Raw genomic sequence first — 15,743 nt, forward strand, 5'->3', positions numbered from 1 at the left:
AGCAACTAAGTGCCTCCAGATATTAGTTGTTGTAGATGGCACTGGAAGAACGCGATTTGAACGACACAGACGTGAAAATACTTGATACGCTTTCCGAGGGTCGAGTTACGCCAACGCTGGCGCGAAAACTCCTTGAGCAAGACGGTATCGAGGTCTCTCGGCAATATATAAATCAGCGAATAAAGCGTTTAGAGGAACACGGACATGTCGAAAACCTCCACGATACTGGCGTCTACCAGTTAATCAGCCGGCCAGATATGGATGTCTAAATTTGTCACACTAACCTGTGAGTGGTGCGATGATGAGTACGAGCGCCACCCTGCAAATGCCGACGATTCGCGGTTTTGCTCTCGTGATTGCCAAATATCGAACCGTCAAGAAGAGGGCAACTACGTTAGTGGAGAAGATCACCCTAAGTGGAAAGGCGGTAACGGGAGGGAAACACTCCGAGAACGTGTCTTAGAGCGGGATAATTATACTTGCCAGCGATGTGGTTCAGAATCTGACGATGTTAGAACACAAGCCGAAGTGAACCTTCATTGTCATCATATCATTCCAAAAGCCGCTGGCGGTCCGGATGTTATGGAGAATGCAGTCACCCTGTGTGAGAGATGTCACAAAAGAGTCCACCGAGAGAGATCCAACATCCATGAAACTGCGCCCGAGCTACTGGCCGAGTTACGCGAGGTCGTCTGTGAGTGAGCGTCAGCTGCGAGATTCGGCTGGTTGTGCATCGAGCGGTTCGATGTACGTGAAGCCCCGCGTCGGCGGGTCGGTCGGCGGCGCGACGTCGACGCGCTCCAACGGGGAGAACCAGATACGGCCGGTCTCGACGCCCTCTATCTGGCCGCCGGCGACGATACGGCCGTCTGTCTCGAACCAGATTCGCTGGCCGAACCGCGTCTGTCGTGGCGTCCCGGTGACCGTCCAGTAGCAGGTGTGGCCGTCGGGGACGTTCTCGCGGAGCTTGTGGTCGATCTGTTCGTCGGTCGTGTGGACGAGGACATCCATGTAGTCGTCTGAGTCCATGTGTTGGAACTGGTCGGTGGTGTTGGGGCCGAGGTCGCGTTGCGTCTCGACATCGGCGCTGGTGCTACGGAAAGCGAGCTTCTGGACGGAATAGCCGTCGTGCCACGCGGCGCTGGGGAGGGGCGTCGCCGAGAGGACTGGGTTGGTGTTCGTGTTCGCCTGTCCGTTCTCGTCGACGACGAGGTCGGTGAGGCGACCGCGCCGGCCGTCGTACTCCAGTTCGAGATACGCATCGGCGAACCACATCGCCTCGTGGGCGTCGCGGGCGGCTACGCGGAAGTAGCTCTCCTCCGCGCCGGACTTCGGGATGGTCTGCACCCGGCCGACGAGGTAGACGTCGAACTCGTCGGGCATCGGCTGGTCGTCGGGATACACGTCGGGGAACGTGAAACAGTCCGGGCACGTTTCGTTGGCGTGCAGCCAGTTCTCGCGTGTCTCGAAGGCCTCTCCGCACTTTCGGCACTGGATGGACTGGCGGAGCGTCATCGCACACCACCATCCAGCAGGTCCGCCGCCGAAACGTCGCACTCGATACGCTCGTCGACGTGTTCTTCGCGGAACTCCCGCCAGCGCTCAAGATGCTCGTCCAGCCAGTCGGCGGCCTCGCGGTCGGTCATCGGCTCCGGGAACCACAACACGCCCAGCAGGTCGTGCGGGACGTGGGCGCCGGCTAGCACCGGGTCGTCGGCGTCGGGGTCGAGCAAGTGCGCCGTCCACCCGTCCTCGGCACGGACCATCGGGAGGTCCTCCTCACACCGGGGTTCGAAGCGGATGCTTCCCTCTTCGACCGTTTCGTCGCCGTCGGCAGTCGGGACGTCGACCGTGCGGGTCGCGCGGCCGACGATGTAGCAGTCGTACTCGAAGGGGTCGTGGGTTGTGTCGCTCATGAGTCCATGTACTCCTGTAGGCTGATTTCGGGGCGCTCTCGTGCTGTCCCGCTGTTCTCTTCGGCCGTCTTTGCTTCGTGGCAGTCGTCACAGAGGACCTGTAGATTCGACTCGTCGAACGGGTGGCCGCCCTGCGAGATGGGGGTGATGTGGTCGACGTGGAACTTGCCGTCGGTGAAGTTGAGCCACCCGTATCGCTCGCGGAACTCTGCCCGCACACGCCGCCAGCGGTCGTAGCTGCCCGCCGGATGGTCGCCTTTTTTCGGATGGATGGGCGCAGCGAGTTCGTCGACGCGTTCGCTGGTCTGCCAGTAGGCCCGTTTCGCCATCGTGTAGCTGAGTCCGCAGTGCTGGCACGTGTGTTCATCTCGGTCGAGAACCTTTTCCCGGACCTTATCCCAGAGGAACATCGCCTGCACGGCGTTCGCGATATCCCGACAGCGCTCGGAGCAGTAGTTCCACCGGCCGTCGACAACTGGTTCGTGGCAGACTCGACAGCGGTCGTTCGACGGTTGGGGGAACAGCGTGTCCATCGACTTGTTGAGATTACGGTCCCTCACTGTTCGGCCCCCACGTACTCGGCAATTGTTTCGCCGTCGAAGTGTTCGGTATCGTCCCAGAACGTTGCCTCGCTGGGCGCGGTCGGCTGGTCGCAGTACCCGAGGATGTGTTCGGCGCGCGGGTCGTCGGCCCAGATGTCCTCGGTGGCGTCGACGTCGCTGTGGACGAGGTCCCAGTCGGTGACGTGGTCCAGCGACCCGAAGTCCACGCGCAGGTCGGCCTCGTCGACGGCGTGCTGTCGCTCGTGGCCCGCCGGGACGGTCAGGGCGACCTCCACCGTGTAGGAGAGGCGGACATCGTACTCGTGGCCCGCGAGTTGGTTGGGTTCGAGGTAGCCGCCGACGGCGACGGTCATGCGACATCGACCTCCGCGACGCTCGTCGCCCGTTGATACTGCTGGAACGCTTCGTAGTGGCCCAGACAGACCGGAATCGAAACGAGATGGTCGGCGTCGGATTCCCCGAGTGGAATGCCCATCGGGTCCAGCATCTGGACGACGGTGTGCATCTCACAGTTCGGGTGCGGGGCGGGTTCGCACAGCAGGCACTCGTCCTCCTCGTGTGCGTCTCTCGTGGGTAATTGGTCGGTGGTCGTCATTGAGCAAACTCCGTAATCTGCTGATTCTCGTCTTTCTGGCGCTCGATGCGTCGCTCTCGGTGGCACTCGTCACAGCGGTATTTCGTCCGCCAGTCCGAGTCGTCGATCTCCCGGTAGCCGTCGACGGTCTTGATGGACCGCCAGCAATCCTCGCAGACGTCGACGGCCTCAGGTTTCTTGACATAGGCGTAGGCGAACGGCCCACACGACCCGCCGCAGTCGTCCAACACGTCGTAGACGGTGATGTAGTACTCTTTGACCGTGTAGGCGTACTCGTCGCCGTGGAGATGCCGCCCGCCGTATTCCTCGCGTTTGAACGCGGTCTCGCTGACAGCCAGCTCGTCGCTGTGGTCGTCGTTCCAGTGTTGGGCGATGGACCGCGCCATGTCGACGACACGGTCGTCGGTAAACGTCGTGTCGCAGATACCGCACTCTGCTTTTCGCATCCGGAGGTCGTTAGCCGTCATTCGAGCACCTCACTGGGCTCGTCTTTCCGAACGAACCCCATATCGGACCCACAGTCCGAACACTCGGGGAACGTCGCTTTCACGCGCTCGACGAACGCGTCGGCAGTCTTCTCGGGACCGTCGCTCTCCATCTCGAAGGACTGGCAGCCGTTCGGACATGCGCCGACGACGACCGTCGTCGACTGGTCGGTGTCGTGGCGGTGGTCACTCATCGCCATCACCGCCCTCGGACCAGCCGGTGCGGTCGTCCCAGTCGTGTTCGGCCTCACCGTGTTCAGCGAGTTTTTCGAGTATCTCGCCGAACGACTCGCCCTCGACGACGTGGTCGCACAGTCGACACTGGGCCTCACCGGACTCGGCGACGTCTTCGAGCGTGCCGGCGAGCGCGGCCTCGTCCTCCGTGGGGACACCGTCAGTCATCACTCTCACCACCCTCCGGCGCATCCAGCACCAACAGGCGCTCCAACCCCTCACGCTCGTCGTAGTCGTCTGGCAGTGCCTCGGCCATCGTGAGATTCACAATCAACGACGCGGCGTCGCTGAACACCCTGTCGCGGTTCTCGGGATCGTCGCGGTTGAGGTACTTCACGTAGACGTCGTGGCGGAACTTCGCCCACTCCTCGCCGTCGAGGTGGCTGATGTCGGTGGCTTCGCCCCACGAGTGGTCACAGGCCGTTTCCTCGTGACTGCTGTCGGCCGGGACGTACTGCTCGCAGGGCACGCAGATGAGCATGCCGGGCCACTCAGCGTCGGCTTCAGAAGACAACGGTCTGCACCTCCGTTCTGTCGAAGGTCACAGCCGTCCCACAGCGCGGACAGCGCTCCTCATCGTACTCGTTGCCGTCTGGGTCGTGTGTCTGAGGCTCCTCGAAGAGTCGTTCGCAGCCACCACAGCGGTAGACCTCACGGACGTCGCGGTCGTCGTTGGTCCAGGCCTCGCCGTCGACCTCGAACCGAAGCCGAACCTCGTGGGTCCCGCTGGCGTCGGTACTGACGCCGTGTTGGCAGAGTTGTAGGTCGGGCTGTCGCCGGACGTGCGTGACGAGTGGGGCGAGTTTGGCCCGGCAGCGCTGGCTCTCCTCGGCGTACCAGTACGTATGTCGAATCTGTTGCTCGGTCAGCGCCCCGGCTTCGAGCGCCTTGCGTTCGGTCTCGTCGAGGTCGAGTTCTGCGATTCCGTCGTCGCTCATGCCGAATCCCCCGTGTAGAAGTCGTCGTACTTGCGTCGCCACCGCTCGGGCGTGCCGACGTCGCCCATCACGGTCGCACTGTGGACGTCAGCCCGCCACCGGGCCAGTTCGTACGAGCGCTCGATGCACCGCGTACACGGGTTGAGGTTGTAGTCCATCACTGCCTCTTCCTCGTCGTCGGCGTCGACCGACGCCCACGCGCCCTTCTGGCGGGTGCCACACTCCGGGCCGTCCTCGCGGGTGCCGCGATGGACCTTCCCGGTGTTCGAGGAGATGAACGACGGGCCTGTGTCGCTCATCGTTCCTCCACTGTGCAGTTGAAGTGGTCCGCGAGCGCCTGCATGACGTTGTACGCGTTCGTTGCGGGGAAGTCCGCGAGTGTCACCGTCCGCGTGACCGGCTCCGGGCCGTCGCCAGTCAGCGTCGGTTGGAGTGTCGTGACCGGCCGGACGACTTTCACGCGCTCCTGATCTTCCTCCATCCCCTCGCGAGTGTACTCCTCGATGCGGGGACTGCCGCGCTTGGGGAGGCGAGAGTGGTCAACGTCGGTCATTCAGAACGCCCCCAGCGACGCGTTCGCGTCGTCTTCGTCGTCCGTTTCCCCGCGCTGGCGCCCGCTGTCCCACTCGACGGTCACGTCGGCGGGATCGGTGCCGTCGTCGGTGGCGGCTAGCGCCGTCGCGACGTTGCCCAGCAGTTCGTCGCGGTCCGGTTCCACCCGCTGGAAGACGGTCGTGCCGCCGATGGTTAGCTGCTGTTCGTACTCCCAGTCTTCCATCGGGTCGTCCTCGTTGACGATCTCGTGGCTGAGGACAGCATTCCCGGACCGGTACTCGTCGTACAGGTCGCCGTCGACAGCGTCCAGCACGTCGTTTGGGCTGGCACGACCCTCGCCGACGTCGGGATACCGCTCCCAGACTACGCCATCGCCCTCGACGTTGCTCAGGACCCACGCGCCCGGCACCGGGTAGGCGTCGGGCCCGCGGTAGCGCGTCCAGTCGTAGTCGGCCGCCCAGTCCGCCTCGGGGGCGTCCCAGCGGCCGATAGTTCCGAGTCGATGCTGTTCCTTTGCGTCGGTGTCGCTCATGCTATCAGCTCCTGTCGGGCCCGCTCGGTCACGTCGGGGACCGGCGGGTACTCGCGTATCTTCCGTTGCTCGAACACTCCGTAGTCCTCGTTCTCGACGGTGAGTCGTTCCTTCATGCCCGGTCGCGGCGCGGAGGACTGCTTGAAGTGAAATCGGACCCCTTGCTCGCGACACTGCGTCAGCAGGTCACGCGCCCACGCGTGCTCCATCTCGCGTCGATACTCGCTCGCCCGGCTCTCGCCGCCGACGACCGCCCAGTCGAACCCGCTGAGGTCGACGTCGCCGATGGGCTCGATGAGTGGCTCGAACGACACCCACAGCGTCGCGGCGTCGGCGCTTCGCAACTCGTCGATGCGATGGGTCGTGTCAGGATAGGTGCCTCCGGGGCCACTCCCGACGGAGGTGCCCAGCCAGACGTTGGCCGGCCAGTCGATATCCAGGCCCGCCGCTCGCGACGGGCGTTTGGTCAGCAGTATCCAGACGTGTTCGGGACACTGCCGGGCGACAGCGATGACCTGCCGGATGAACGCCGTCGGTACCTGTTCGTGAAACAGGTCGGACATCGAGCAGACGAACACGCGGCCCGGCCCCGCCGGGAAGTGGTACTCGAAGGGGGCGTCGAGGCGGCCCTCGTGGGTCGTGACGACCTCGGCGGCGTTGGCCTGCGTCCACGGCGCGTCGGAGACGTACTCGGGAGCGTCCTCGCGGGCCGCCTGTTTCTCGCGCGTGTACCGCTCGGCGTAGCAGACGAGCGTGTCCGTCTCGCTGTCGTAGCACTCCGGGCCGGCGCGTGAACAGCCCGTGACGGGATTCCACGTGTAGTCGGTCCAGCTGATGTTGCTCTCTTGCATCAGCCGTCGACCTCCGCGAACGGTGTCTCATCGGCGGGCTTCAGCAGAACGCACGTCATGTCCGTCGGCTCGTCGAAGAACTCGCCAAACTGCGTCACGTCGAAGTCCTCGCTGGGTTCGGTGCCGAACCGGATGCCGCCCTCGTCGGTGCGTTCTCGGGTCGTGTGCCGGGCCTCAACGTCGCCGTCGACGACACGTATCCACGCCCGCCCGCCGACGAGTATCGGCATGAGGTCGGCCACGAGGGCGCCATCGGCGGCGTCGAGGATGGCCCACAGCCGGTCGCCGTCGGTCACGTCGTAGTGGGCCGCCTTCTCCCGACCGCGTTCCCGGTTCCAGCACGCCCGGCACCAGTGGCGGACCGGGACGCCACCGGTCGTCCCGAACACGAGCCCGTGGTCGGTCACGTCGGCGACCTCCCCGAACACCTCACGGTAGGCGTGCTGTTCCGTCTCGAAGGTCTCGCGACAGCCGAAGCACGTCCGACCGCCGGGCTCGTCGGCGTCGTCGGTGCCGTCCGGGCCGGCGATGGTCGGCGTCACTGCTCTTCGACCTCCCGGACCAGTCGCCGGACGACGTCGGCGTTCAGCGTCAGACTGTCGAAACAGCCCTGCATCCGCTGAGTGACGTGGACGCCGCCGTCCTCCAGCACTTCCAGTTTCGTCTCACGTTCGACGCGCTCGCCATCGAAAACGAACTCCTCATCGGCGGTGACGGCCTTCGCGATGCCCTTTTCGAGGTCATCGGTGTCCTCGTCGAACTCGGTGTGGATGTCGGCCATCAGGCATCACCCCCTGCGTCGACGACCTCGCAGTCGATGGTCGCCGCCGCCTCATCAAGGAACTCCCGAAGGCCCTCGGGCGTGAAGTCGACCACCGTGTGGCCGGTGTTCTCCCACTTCTCGACGGTGAACGTGACCTCCACGAAGCCGTCCCGGTAGCCGGGCCGGTCGTGGCATTGGGCGTGATTCTCGATGTCGTAGGCGATGTTCTCGCCGGCCTCGCTCCCCAGCGACGCCGTCTTGCCCGTCCGTGTCTCGAAGGACACCGACGCGCGCTTGAGCGGTGCGTCGTCGCTCATCGGTCGTCACCACCCTCGAACTCGCTGTACATCCGCTGGGCCTGTGTGTAACGGAGCGTGCCGTTCTGCAGTTCGAGTGGTTGCTCGTGGCCGAAGCGAATCGTTATCTCGCCGTCGGGCCAGAACGCCCCGACCATATCGGAGAGGTAATCGGCCGAGTAGAACGCGTACGGGCCGGCCTCGACGTCTGCTGCCACCGGCCACGAGTAGTCGACCGTGCCGTGGCGGTCGACGGCCTCGACGAGGAGTTCCCCGTCCTCGGCGCTCACTCGCACGCCACTCTCGGCGGCGTCGGCAATCCCACCCAGCACACCCCGTGCCTTCGGCGCTGGCAGCGTGACCGAGCGGTCCCAGCCGTCGTCGGGTGTCGGCCAGTCCGGTGCGTCGCGAACCGTCTCGGGGTCGTACGCCGCCGTCTCAGCTCGACCGTGTGGCGACGCGACCGTGGCGGTGTCGTCGCCGCTCCCGTGGCTGACAGTCAGCGTGTACGTGTCGGTGTCGAAGTAGCCCGGCAGGTCCTCGCCGAGACCGTTGACCAGCACGCCGGCCGACAGCGTGGCGTCGGTCTGGCGCACGCACTGGCGTTCGACGTCGACGACGGCCACTTGTGCCGGGTCGACAGCCCGGACGTGGACAGCGTTCTCGCGGATGTCCATCTGGCACTCGTCGACCAGCGCCGATACTGGGTTGATGACCTTCCAGAACCCGTCCGGGCGTAGGTCGGCTTCGGCCGTCCACGCTCGGTTATCGGACCAGCCGTCGGCGTCGATCTCCCGAGTCAGCGTCATCGGCCGTCCTCCAGTTCCTGGCGGACGTTCTCGGCGTCGACACACTGCAGGCACACGTCCTCGGTATGGTAGCTGGACCCGCGGCCGTCGATCCAGAACGTCACGCCGAAGACGGTCGTGAACTCCGCGTCACAGCGGTCGCAGGTCTCGATCCAGTCCCGGACCAGCAGCGAGGGATGGTCGCCGGGCTGCCAGAACCACTTCGGGAACCGGCGGCAGTCGTCACATCGCCACTCGAAGTCGTCCAGTTCCTCGCCCGGACAGATGTGGACGTCCTCGGTCGTCCCGCAGGCCGCACACGCCGGGTCGTCGCCGGGATAGCCCTCGGGCCCGTAGCGGGCGGCGAGTTGGTCACGCAGACGCTCTTGGCGGGCCTCGACGGTGGGTTCGACGTCCCATGCCCGGACGCCCTGCGGATTCCCGCCACACTCGGGACAGCGCGCGAGTCGGGAGGGTTTGTACGGCGCCTCGACCTCGTGGCCGCAGTTGTCGCAGGTCCAGCCCACGATGGGCGTACCGTCGTCGCGACGGCGACGGGGCCACGAGAGGCGCGTCGCCAGTGTCTCAGCCCACTCGGCGATGACCTCAGCGTGACACGCCGGGCCGTCCTCGTCGAGATGCTGGCACCAGCAGCCGAGTGTCTGCCCCGCGAGGTCGGCGACGGCAGCCCGGAAGGCGTCGTCGCGCTGGAGCTTGTCCTCGAACGCCTCGCGGTACTTCGCGACGCTCTCCTCGCGAGTGTACTCATCGAGCGTGAACGGGTTACCCAGCCAGCCACGCTGGCCCGGCTCGGCGACCGAGAGTAGATGGCGGCCGTTCTGCCCGCGGCCGACGTAGACGTCCGTTTCGTCGGCCTTCGTGTGGCCCACAGCGGTCTTACTCTCGGACATCGACAGTCACCTCCGGCCCGTGGTCGACCGAGCACTGCGAGCGCTGGTGGCGCTCGTAGGCCACCTGTGCGGCGTCGACCTCCTCGAACAGTTTCTGTCCCCGGGCTCCACACTGACAGGACCACTTGTACCCGCCGTCGGCGACCTCGACCACACCCGTCGCGTAGTCGAGTAATCGAGACTCGGCGAACTTCCGGCGTTCTTTCTCGGTCTGGGCCTCGTCATACCACCGGTCGGCCTGCTCTTCGAAGGACTCCAGTCGGCGTTGGGCGGCGTCGCGTTCCTCGGCCAGTTCTTCGGCGCGAGCTTCCAGTTTCTCGATACGCCGCTTCAGTCTGCTCTCGGGCGAGTCCGTGAAGTGTTGCTCGTGGCCGGCGGGACAGGTGAACGTCTCGCCGGTGCGTTTGAGTTGCTGTACTAACGCTTCGTCCATCGGGAACGTGCCGCAGTCGTCGGCGACACAGGTGATTCTCGTGATGCTCATTGGTCTGCCTCGTAGCAATCGCTGGTTGTCTGTCGGGTCTGTCTCGTGGCAATTCGCTGGAGATCCGCACTGTCGAGCGCCCACAGCGTCGTCGCACACTGGCAGTCGGCGTCGTTGGACGGCCACGCCCCACAGTCCGGGCAGCTGTCCCGGGGATGCTTCCCGCGAGCGTAGTAGCGCTCGAAGGTGTGGATGGGTGTGAACTCGTGGGCCTCGAACAGCGGGCGACTAGACCGGCCGGCGTCGCGCTCCCAGCCGAACGCGAACACCATGTCCGGGTCGCGTGCGGCCAGCCAGTCCAGTCGGGCGTCGAACAGCGCATGGCCGATGCCCCGGCCGCGCCACGCCGGGTCGACGACGTTCAGCCGAAGCCAGCCGTTGCGCTCGCCGGCTAGCGCGGCGTTCGAGAACGGGCCGTCGGGGAGCATCTCGACGGTCACGTCGTGGGTGTCAATGGTCGCGAACGCCCCGCCGACGGCGACCTCGCCATGCGCGGCGACGAGACCCAGCGCGTCGAGCGGGCGGCCGTCAGCGTCCTCGTCGGGCCAGCCCAGCAGTTCGGCGAGTTCTCGCGGGAGCCTGTTGGCCGCGTACTCGTCGCCGAAGTAGTGGTGCTGCTGGCGCATCAGGAAGAACACGTCTGCGCGGTCCGTGGCCGCCCGAATCGTCCACTCGCGGGTGGGCGACGTGCGGGCGCTGTCGGCGGCCATCATGACTCGGCCTCCGCGGCCTCGTCGATGGCCTGCTGGTCCACGACCTCGTCCTCGCGACCGTGGCCGTTCAGCGCCGACAGCGCTGCCTCCCGGACGGGGTCGGGAACCTCACCCCACCGCCGGAACCCCATCGGGTCGACGTGGCCGGGCCCGGGACAGTAGTGGGCGCAGTCGACGGCCGTGATAGTGCCGTCGTCGGTGACGAACGTCCACTGGAGGCCGTTGTAGTCCTCGATGGCCGGTCGCTCGTCGTTAACCGTCAGGTAGTGCGTCCCGACGTCGACGTGGTCCGCCGGGTCGGGCTCTGGGTCCGGTGCCGGTCGGTCGAGGGCGTCGCCGACGAGATGGCCGTAGCGCGTGTCGTCGCGGTTGACGCTGTTGAGGTCCTCGCGCTCAGACATCCTCGCACACCTCGCTGACGAGTGGGTGTAGCCGACGGCGCTTCCCGCGCAGGCGTTCGGCCGCTTCGGCCCACGACTCGCCGTCGCCGTCGGGCACGCCGGGGTCGTCGACGAGGCCGCCGTAGCGGTCCATCATCGGGATTCCTCCCGGCCGATGGCCCTCGGAGAAAGATTCAAATAGGATGCGGGAGCCCGCCCTCCTGCAATGATAGCAGAACTCGGTTCGTTCGCTGCAACAGGCGCGATACTGATCTCCGTCATCGGGGTTGTGGTTGCAGCGTTGCGGGCCCTCATCAACGCGTAGCGGCACGGTCGGTGGTCCTCCCCCGTTTCGGAGCCACTATCGACACCACACTTTTTGACACGGCGAGCGAATCTAGTTTCCCGTGTCTGAACCTGATCTGCTACAGTGTGCAATGTGCGGCTGGACCGGGGAACAGTCTGACCTCGACAGTACAAACACCGGCTCCGCCTGTCCTGCATGCGGTGAGATATTAATTGACGAGTAGGGCCACACCGGCCAGTCCTAGTGCTCTGGTCGTTCGGCAGTCGGTGCTCAGTAACGCTCATGGGAACAACACCCGGATCTCGTTGAACTCGAACTCGACTGGTTGCCCGCACTCCGGACACTCGACCGGCCGGCCCGGCACGTGGATGCGGTTGTCCTCGTCGACGTACGCGGGCTCGTCCAGTTCGATGGTCTCTAGTTCGTGGTCGCAGAACTCCGGGTCCGACGGGTCGAACTGGTCGCTGGCGGCGACGCCGCACTGGAACTCGACCTCGGTCTCGCCGGCAAGGTGTTTCTCGGCCGGCGGCGTGTAGTCGGCGAGGTCCTGCGACGGCGTCTCAGTCATCGTCCGCAACACCCCCGTCGGCGACGGGCTGTGGCCCCTCAGCGTAGTTGTTCAGCGTCGGTTTCGCGGTCGGCCGCAGGAGCGTCCGGCACAGCGCCTTCGCCAGCGCGACCGGGACGGCGTTGCCGATGAGCTTCGTCTTCCGTTTCTTCGCGTCCACGGGCAGCTCGTAGCCGTTGGGGAAGCCCTGTGCGCGCTTCAACTCCGGCGGCTGGAGCATCCGGAACCCGATATCCAGCCCCCACGGGAGCAGATCGGGGACCGCCAGCGCGTGGCGCTCGGTCGCGGTCACCGTCGGCAGCGGGTCGTCGACGGCCGCCACGTCAGACTGGCCGTTGTAGATGACCAGCGACGGGCTGACGAGGCGACCATCGTGGTTGTTCGCGGTGACGGTGTGTAGTGGCCGGTCGTCGGGTTCGTATGTCGGGTTGCTGAACTCGTCGCGTTGCTTGCCGTCACGCGGGAGGACGAACGCCTGCGGTTCGATGAGGCCGATAGACCCGCTCGTCGTGACCGTCGGGAGTGCCTCCTCGATTGACCGGGCGACGGCGTTGCTGTGCTGGCCGAGGACGTACGGCAGGCACAGGCCCAGACGACCGTCCGCGTCGGCGGGCGTGACCGCCGGGCCGCGAACGAGGAACGGTTCGTCGCGGTCAGTGGCCGCATCCGGGAGGTCCGCAGCGTCGACCGGGTCGTCTCGAAGCGTCCTGATACCCTCGCGGTCCAGCTCGGCGAGGACGTCGGCAAACGGGTCGAGAGCGTCGTCGCAGTGCCGGCGGATGCCCTCGGCAATCCGTCGGAGTGTCTTCGCGGCCGGCGGCGTGTGGACGCGCGGGTGGTCGATATCGCGCGTCCAGATGGACATGCCACGGTCCGACCAGTCGATGATGTCGGCAGCGGGGCGGTGTGGTTCGGTGTCGCCGGCACCGTCGGCGCTGTGGGTCGGCGTCGGCCACGCGGGTTCGTAGTTGAGTCGGCCCATCACGAACAGGCGGTCGCGGGCCTGCAGGTCGCCGTAGTCGGCAGCCGTGAACGTCTCGTGGGCGACCGTGTACCCCTGCGTTCGGAGGGTCCGAAGCCAGTCCTCGAAACAGGAGCCGTCCTTGACCATCGACGGTTCGCCGCCGTCGTCGGGGTACTCCAGCGGCCCCCACCGTCGGAACCCGGGAACGTTTTCGAGCAGGAACTGGTCGGGCCGCAGCAGGTCGAGCCAGTGGGCGACGTGGCGCGGGCTCATCCGCTTCTGGTCGTCGGACGCCATGCCGCCTTTCGCTGGCGAGTGTGGGATGCACGACGGGCCGGCGATGAGGGCGTTCACGCGCTGGCCGTCGACGGCATCCGGCGGGTGCAGCGCCTGCACCTTCGCGTTGTAGACCTCGGCATAGGGATGGTTCGTGCGGTAGGTCTCGACGGCTGGGTCCCAGTGGTTGACCGCGACGAGTTTCAGGTTCGCGTCCAGCCAGTCGACGACTGCCGGGTGCGTACGGTGGACGTCGGCAGGGTCGAGGCCCGTTTCCTCGGCGATGATGGCGCGGTGGTCGTCGATGAACGCCTCGACGAAACCGGTCGTGAAGCCGCCGCCACCGCAGAACAGGTCCACGACGACGAAGCGGTACGAGTTAGTCATAGTTCCTCCGCGATAGTGAACTCGGCCTTACCAGCGAGGTCGCCAGCCGCGTCGGTGACCGTCACCAGAACACCGTGCCACGGGTAGTCCTCGTAGACATCGTCGTCGTAGTCCTCGAACCGGACGACAGGATTGCCCTCGTACACCTGTTTCGCGCCGAGGAGTTCGCCGGTCGGTGCGAACAGCCGAACGACCTCTAAATCGGTCCCGTCCTGGAAGTCCAGATGCGCTCGGAGCGTGCCGTACTCTCCGAGTAGGCCCTCTTCAACGCCGACCGTTACGTCCGAGACGGCGCCGCTGGTCTGGAGGTTCTGTATCGCGTCGCTCAGTCCCCCAGACTCCGAGTCGGTTGAGCACCCAGCCAGTGCGGTGGCCGTGGCGCCGCCAGCCAACGACAGGACCTTCCGGCGGCCGATGGTGTGGTTCATCTCGTCAGTCACGGCACCCCACCTCCACGGTGAAATCCGACTGTATCCACGCGTCTTCGTTCTCTTTGTCGAAGATGAGCACCGGGTCGCCGTCGACCTGCTCGTTGCGCATCGAGATGACGCGGGCGTTGAGCTTCGCCAGTTGTTCAGCCTCGTCCTCGGTGACGGTCGGGCGGTCGGCGGTGGTGCTCATTCGTCGACCACCTCGAACTCGGCCTCGTAGGGCCGGATAGTCACCGAGTTCAGCGTGCCGAACGGCATCTCGAAGCGGGCGCTCCGGGACGTGCCGATGCCGCTGGGGTCCGAGATGTCGGTACACGTCGCCTCGAACTTCGCCACGATGTTGCCGCTCGTCCCGTGTTCGCGAGCGCGGACGAGGACCGTGTCGCCCTCCTCGAACTCGAAGTCCGGTTCGTAGGTGTTCTCAGACATTCGCGACCGCCTCCGTGACGCCGGCTTTCTCTAGCCACTCGTCGTCGACCTCGCTCAGTTTCTCCTTGATGACGTCGCCGATGCGCTCGTCGAGATCGTCCTCGTCCTCGAAGTCCGCGTAGCCGAGCCCGACGAGCTTGCCGTGTTCCTCGAAGTCGCCGTCGTCCTCGTTGAACGTGTGGGTCGCCGCTTCCTCGTTCTTCAGCGGGCGGGTCCGGCGCGTGTCGGTCGTCATGATGGCGCCGACGTGTTCGGGGTCGTCGTCCTCCGTGACGAGGTAGAAGTGCTTTCTCACGACTGGACCACCTCGGTTTCCTGCACGCCCTCGGCGCTGTCGAGTATCTGCGCGAGAGATTCGGCCTCGGAACGACCCTCGGTGCCGACGCTGTAGCAGTCGATGCCCTCGATCTGCACGCGCACGTAGAAGTTGTACGCCCGGTCCAGCGGGGTGTCGGTGCCGTAGACGCTCACGACTGGAGCACCTCCTGTCGATTTCCGGCGTCCCACTCGTCGTAGCAGCCCGAACAGAGATCGAGCCAGTTCAGCTCGGAGTCTTGAACAGCGGCAGCGGGGTCGCGGTGATTGTACTCGTCCCCACACCCATCGCAGATGTAGCCGAGGCGGGCCATCAGTCCTCGGCCTCCTCCGGGTTGACCGTCAGGTCGGTAAACTCGTCCACGGGCGTCGGGTCGCGCATCGGGTGGCGAAGCTCGCCTTTCAGCGACGGCATAACGCCAGTTGTGTCGATGAGCAGGCCGACCGATGGCCCGTTCCAACCGGGCGAGTCTTCGCCGTAGACGACCGTCGTCGCTCCCTTGTCCGTCACGTTGACGACACGCTGGCGCGTGGTCTGTTCCTCGCCGTCTGCGATGAACGAGAGTTCGAACGTATCGCCTTCGGAGATGTCCAGCGCCAGTTCCCCGAACTGTTCATCGCCGGCTTCTTGCACCGTCATGCCTCCGCCTCCCCGCCGTCACCGGCTACCCACTCTCGATGCGCAGCCAGTTCGCGGCGACCGCGAGCGGTCAGCGCGTACTCGTTCGTTCGCCGGTCGGCTGCGGTCTTCTCGACCAACCCCTTCTCGACGAGCGTGTCGAGGTTCGGGTAGAGCCGGCCGTGGTGGATTTCCTGTACGCCGAATGCGTCTTCCAGATGGCTTTTTAGACCGAGGCCGTGCGTCGGCCCCTCGGTCGCTATCGCCACCAGCAGGTCCCGCTGGAACCCGGTGAGGTCGTGTAGCGGGCCGCCGTGTTTGGTCTGTGACATCATATTTTGATGTGTCGTTATTCAACATATATGTTGCGACAGCTCGGAATGTGTTGATATTGCCCCGTATATTTACATCAACGTCACTCGAAATATCGCCACGTACATGTT

At 65.4% G+C, this 15,743-nt stretch carries 35 protein-coding genes; 2 read left to right on the plus strand and 33 right to left on the minus strand.

What is annotated here, in order from left to right; genetic code table 11:
* The first annotated feature begins 35 nt into the window (after positions 1-35).
* Together G9465_RS24680 and G9465_RS26540 are read left to right on the plus strand one after the other, a co-directional pair.
* Positions 36-269: a hypothetical protein gene (locus G9465_RS24680; RefSeq protein ID WP_166976019.1), complete on the plus strand. Its 234-nt coding sequence runs from the start codon at positions 36-38 to the stop codon at positions 267-269.
* A complete protein-coding gene (locus G9465_RS26540) occupies positions 262-702 on the plus strand; it encodes an HNH endonuclease (RefSeq protein ID WP_166976022.1) in 441 nt (146 codons plus the stop codon). The genes G9465_RS24680 and G9465_RS26540 overlap by 8 nt, the downstream gene beginning before the upstream one ends.
* A gap of 3 nt (positions 703-705) precedes the next feature.
* Here the strand turns inward: G9465_RS26540 and G9465_RS24690 are convergent, their stop codons facing one another.
* The 33 genes from G9465_RS24690 to G9465_RS24850 all read right to left on the minus strand — a co-directional run bounded on the left by G9465_RS24690 (position 706) and on the right by G9465_RS24850 (position 15,632).
* Positions 706-1,515 carry a hypothetical protein gene (locus G9465_RS24690; RefSeq protein ID WP_166976024.1) on the minus strand — a complete coding sequence of 270 codons (810 nt, stop codon included), beginning with the start codon at positions 1,513-1,515 and terminating at the stop codon, positions 706-708.
* Positions 1,512-1,916: a hypothetical protein gene (locus G9465_RS24695; RefSeq protein ID WP_166976027.1), complete on the minus strand. Its 405-nt coding sequence runs from the start codon at positions 1,914-1,916 to the stop codon at positions 1,512-1,514. The genes G9465_RS24690 and G9465_RS24695 overlap by 4 nt, the downstream gene beginning before the upstream one ends.
* Complete coding sequence (locus G9465_RS24700) at positions 1,913-2,476, minus strand: HNH endonuclease (RefSeq protein WP_227015888.1); 564 nt, start codon at positions 2,474-2,476, stop codon at positions 1,913-1,915. Before G9465_RS24700 ends, G9465_RS24695 begins: the two co-directional genes overlap by 4 nt.
* Positions 2,473-2,832 (minus strand): hypothetical protein, encoded by a 360-nt coding sequence (locus G9465_RS24705; RefSeq protein ID WP_166976030.1) that lies wholly within the window; start codon positions 2,830-2,832, stop codon positions 2,473-2,475. Before G9465_RS24705 ends, G9465_RS24700 begins: the two co-directional genes overlap by 4 nt.
* A complete protein-coding gene (locus G9465_RS24710; protein WP_166976033.1) occupies positions 2,829-3,074 on the minus strand; it encodes a hypothetical protein in 246 nt (81 codons plus the stop codon). The genes G9465_RS24705 and G9465_RS24710 overlap by 4 nt, the downstream gene beginning before the upstream one ends.
* Complete coding sequence (locus G9465_RS24715) at positions 3,071-3,541, minus strand: hypothetical protein (RefSeq protein WP_166976036.1); 471 nt, start codon at positions 3,539-3,541, stop codon at positions 3,071-3,073. The genes G9465_RS24710 and G9465_RS24715 overlap by 4 nt, the downstream gene beginning before the upstream one ends.
* Positions 3,538-3,753, minus strand: coding sequence for a hypothetical protein (locus tag G9465_RS24720; protein WP_166976039.1), 216 nt, complete (start codon positions 3,751-3,753; stop codon positions 3,538-3,540). Before G9465_RS24720 ends, G9465_RS24715 begins: the two co-directional genes overlap by 4 nt.
* On the minus strand, positions 3,746-3,961 hold the full coding sequence (locus tag G9465_RS24725; protein ID WP_166976042.1) for a hypothetical protein: 216 nt from the start codon (positions 3,959-3,961) through the stop codon (positions 3,746-3,748). Before G9465_RS24725 ends, G9465_RS24720 begins: the two co-directional genes overlap by 8 nt.
* A complete protein-coding gene (locus tag G9465_RS24730; protein WP_166976045.1) occupies positions 3,954-4,307 on the minus strand; it encodes a hypothetical protein in 354 nt (117 codons plus the stop codon). Before G9465_RS24730 ends, G9465_RS24725 begins: the two co-directional genes overlap by 8 nt.
* The gene (locus G9465_RS24735; RefSeq protein WP_166976049.1) at positions 4,297-4,731 is read right to left on the minus strand and encodes a hypothetical protein; all 435 of its coding nucleotides are present in this window, start codon (positions 4,729-4,731) and stop codon (positions 4,297-4,299) included. The genes G9465_RS24730 and G9465_RS24735 overlap by 11 nt, the downstream gene beginning before the upstream one ends.
* Positions 4,728-5,030, minus strand: a complete 303-nt coding sequence (locus G9465_RS24740; protein WP_166976052.1) for a hypothetical protein — start codon at positions 5,028-5,030, stop codon at positions 4,728-4,730. The genes G9465_RS24735 and G9465_RS24740 overlap by 4 nt, the downstream gene beginning before the upstream one ends.
* The gene (locus G9465_RS24745; protein ID WP_166976055.1) at positions 5,027-5,284 is read right to left on the minus strand and encodes a hypothetical protein; all 258 of its coding nucleotides are present in this window, start codon (positions 5,282-5,284) and stop codon (positions 5,027-5,029) included. Before G9465_RS24745 ends, G9465_RS24740 begins: the two co-directional genes overlap by 4 nt.
* Positions 5,285-5,818: a hypothetical protein gene (locus tag G9465_RS24750; RefSeq protein ID WP_166976058.1), complete on the minus strand. Its 534-nt coding sequence runs from the start codon at positions 5,816-5,818 to the stop codon at positions 5,285-5,287.
* On the minus strand, positions 5,815-6,669 hold the full coding sequence (locus G9465_RS24755) for a DUF5131 family protein (protein WP_166976061.1): 855 nt from the start codon (positions 6,667-6,669) through the stop codon (positions 5,815-5,817). Before G9465_RS24755 ends, G9465_RS24750 begins: the two co-directional genes overlap by 4 nt.
* Positions 6,669-7,211 (minus strand): hypothetical protein, encoded by a 543-nt coding sequence (locus G9465_RS24760; protein WP_166976064.1) that lies wholly within the window; start codon positions 7,209-7,211, stop codon positions 6,669-6,671. Before G9465_RS24760 ends, G9465_RS24755 begins: the two co-directional genes overlap by 1 nt.
* The gene (locus tag G9465_RS24765; RefSeq protein ID WP_166976067.1) at positions 7,208-7,450 is read right to left on the minus strand and encodes a hypothetical protein; all 243 of its coding nucleotides are present in this window, start codon (positions 7,448-7,450) and stop codon (positions 7,208-7,210) included. The genes G9465_RS24760 and G9465_RS24765 overlap by 4 nt, the downstream gene beginning before the upstream one ends.
* On the minus strand, positions 7,450-7,749 hold the full coding sequence (locus tag G9465_RS24770; RefSeq protein WP_166976070.1) for a hypothetical protein: 300 nt from the start codon (positions 7,747-7,749) through the stop codon (positions 7,450-7,452). The genes G9465_RS24765 and G9465_RS24770 overlap by 1 nt, the downstream gene beginning before the upstream one ends.
* The gene (locus G9465_RS24775) at positions 7,746-8,537 is read right to left on the minus strand and encodes a hypothetical protein (protein WP_166976073.1); all 792 of its coding nucleotides are present in this window, start codon (positions 8,535-8,537) and stop codon (positions 7,746-7,748) included. Before G9465_RS24775 ends, G9465_RS24770 begins: the two co-directional genes overlap by 4 nt.
* On the minus strand, positions 8,534-9,427 hold the full coding sequence (locus G9465_RS24780) for a DUF4326 domain-containing protein (protein ID WP_166976076.1): 894 nt from the start codon (positions 9,425-9,427) through the stop codon (positions 8,534-8,536). Before G9465_RS24780 ends, G9465_RS24775 begins: the two co-directional genes overlap by 4 nt.
* A complete protein-coding gene (locus G9465_RS24785; protein WP_166976079.1) occupies positions 9,414-9,911 on the minus strand; it encodes a hypothetical protein in 498 nt (165 codons plus the stop codon). The genes G9465_RS24780 and G9465_RS24785 overlap by 14 nt, the downstream gene beginning before the upstream one ends.
* Positions 9,908-10,624, minus strand: a complete 717-nt coding sequence (locus G9465_RS24790) for a GNAT family N-acetyltransferase (protein ID WP_166976082.1) — start codon at positions 10,622-10,624, stop codon at positions 9,908-9,910. Before G9465_RS24790 ends, G9465_RS24785 begins: the two co-directional genes overlap by 4 nt.
* A complete protein-coding gene (locus G9465_RS24795; protein ID WP_166976085.1) occupies positions 10,621-11,025 on the minus strand; it encodes a hypothetical protein in 405 nt (134 codons plus the stop codon). Before G9465_RS24795 ends, G9465_RS24790 begins: the two co-directional genes overlap by 4 nt.
* Positions 11,018-11,161 carry a hypothetical protein gene (locus G9465_RS24800; protein ID WP_166976088.1) on the minus strand — a complete coding sequence of 48 codons (144 nt, stop codon included), beginning with the start codon at positions 11,159-11,161 and terminating at the stop codon, positions 11,018-11,020. Before G9465_RS24800 ends, G9465_RS24795 begins: the two co-directional genes overlap by 8 nt.
* A gap of 430 nt (positions 11,162-11,591) precedes the next feature.
* Entirely contained in the window at positions 11,592-11,879 is a 288-nt protein-coding gene (locus G9465_RS24805) for a hypothetical protein (RefSeq protein ID WP_166976091.1), read from the minus strand.
* Complete coding sequence (locus G9465_RS24810) at positions 11,872-13,506, minus strand: DNA cytosine methyltransferase (protein WP_166976094.1); 1,635 nt, start codon at positions 13,504-13,506, stop codon at positions 11,872-11,874. Before G9465_RS24810 ends, G9465_RS24805 begins: the two co-directional genes overlap by 8 nt.
* Positions 13,503-13,946 carry a hypothetical protein gene (locus tag G9465_RS24815; RefSeq protein WP_166976097.1) on the minus strand — a complete coding sequence of 148 codons (444 nt, stop codon included), beginning with the start codon at positions 13,944-13,946 and terminating at the stop codon, positions 13,503-13,505. Before G9465_RS24815 ends, G9465_RS24810 begins: the two co-directional genes overlap by 4 nt.
* A complete protein-coding gene (locus G9465_RS24820) occupies positions 13,939-14,127 on the minus strand; it encodes a hypothetical protein (RefSeq protein ID WP_166976100.1) in 189 nt (62 codons plus the stop codon). Before G9465_RS24820 ends, G9465_RS24815 begins: the two co-directional genes overlap by 8 nt.
* A complete protein-coding gene (locus G9465_RS24825) occupies positions 14,124-14,366 on the minus strand; it encodes a hypothetical protein (RefSeq protein WP_166976103.1) in 243 nt (80 codons plus the stop codon). Before G9465_RS24825 ends, G9465_RS24820 begins: the two co-directional genes overlap by 4 nt.
* Complete coding sequence (locus G9465_RS24830) at positions 14,359-14,661, minus strand: hypothetical protein (protein WP_166976105.1); 303 nt, start codon at positions 14,659-14,661, stop codon at positions 14,359-14,361. Before G9465_RS24830 ends, G9465_RS24825 begins: the two co-directional genes overlap by 8 nt.
* Positions 14,658-14,837: a hypothetical protein gene (locus G9465_RS24835; RefSeq protein WP_166976109.1), complete on the minus strand. Its 180-nt coding sequence runs from the start codon at positions 14,835-14,837 to the stop codon at positions 14,658-14,660. The genes G9465_RS24830 and G9465_RS24835 overlap by 4 nt, the downstream gene beginning before the upstream one ends.
* Complete coding sequence (locus G9465_RS24840; protein WP_166976112.1) at positions 14,834-14,995, minus strand: hypothetical protein; 162 nt, start codon at positions 14,993-14,995, stop codon at positions 14,834-14,836. Before G9465_RS24840 ends, G9465_RS24835 begins: the two co-directional genes overlap by 4 nt.
* Positions 14,995-15,321, minus strand: coding sequence for a hypothetical protein (locus G9465_RS24845; protein ID WP_166976115.1), 327 nt, complete (start codon positions 15,319-15,321; stop codon positions 14,995-14,997). Before G9465_RS24845 ends, G9465_RS24840 begins: the two co-directional genes overlap by 1 nt.
* Entirely contained in the window at positions 15,318-15,632 is a 315-nt protein-coding gene (locus G9465_RS24850) for a PadR family transcriptional regulator (RefSeq protein WP_166976117.1), read from the minus strand. Before G9465_RS24850 ends, G9465_RS24845 begins: the two co-directional genes overlap by 4 nt.
* Positions 15,633-15,743 lie beyond the last annotated feature (111 nt).

The organism is Haloarcula sp. JP-L23, assembly GCF_011602445.1.
GTDB lineage: Archaea > Halobacteriota > Halobacteria > Halobacteriales > Haloarculaceae > Haloarcula > Haloarcula pellucida.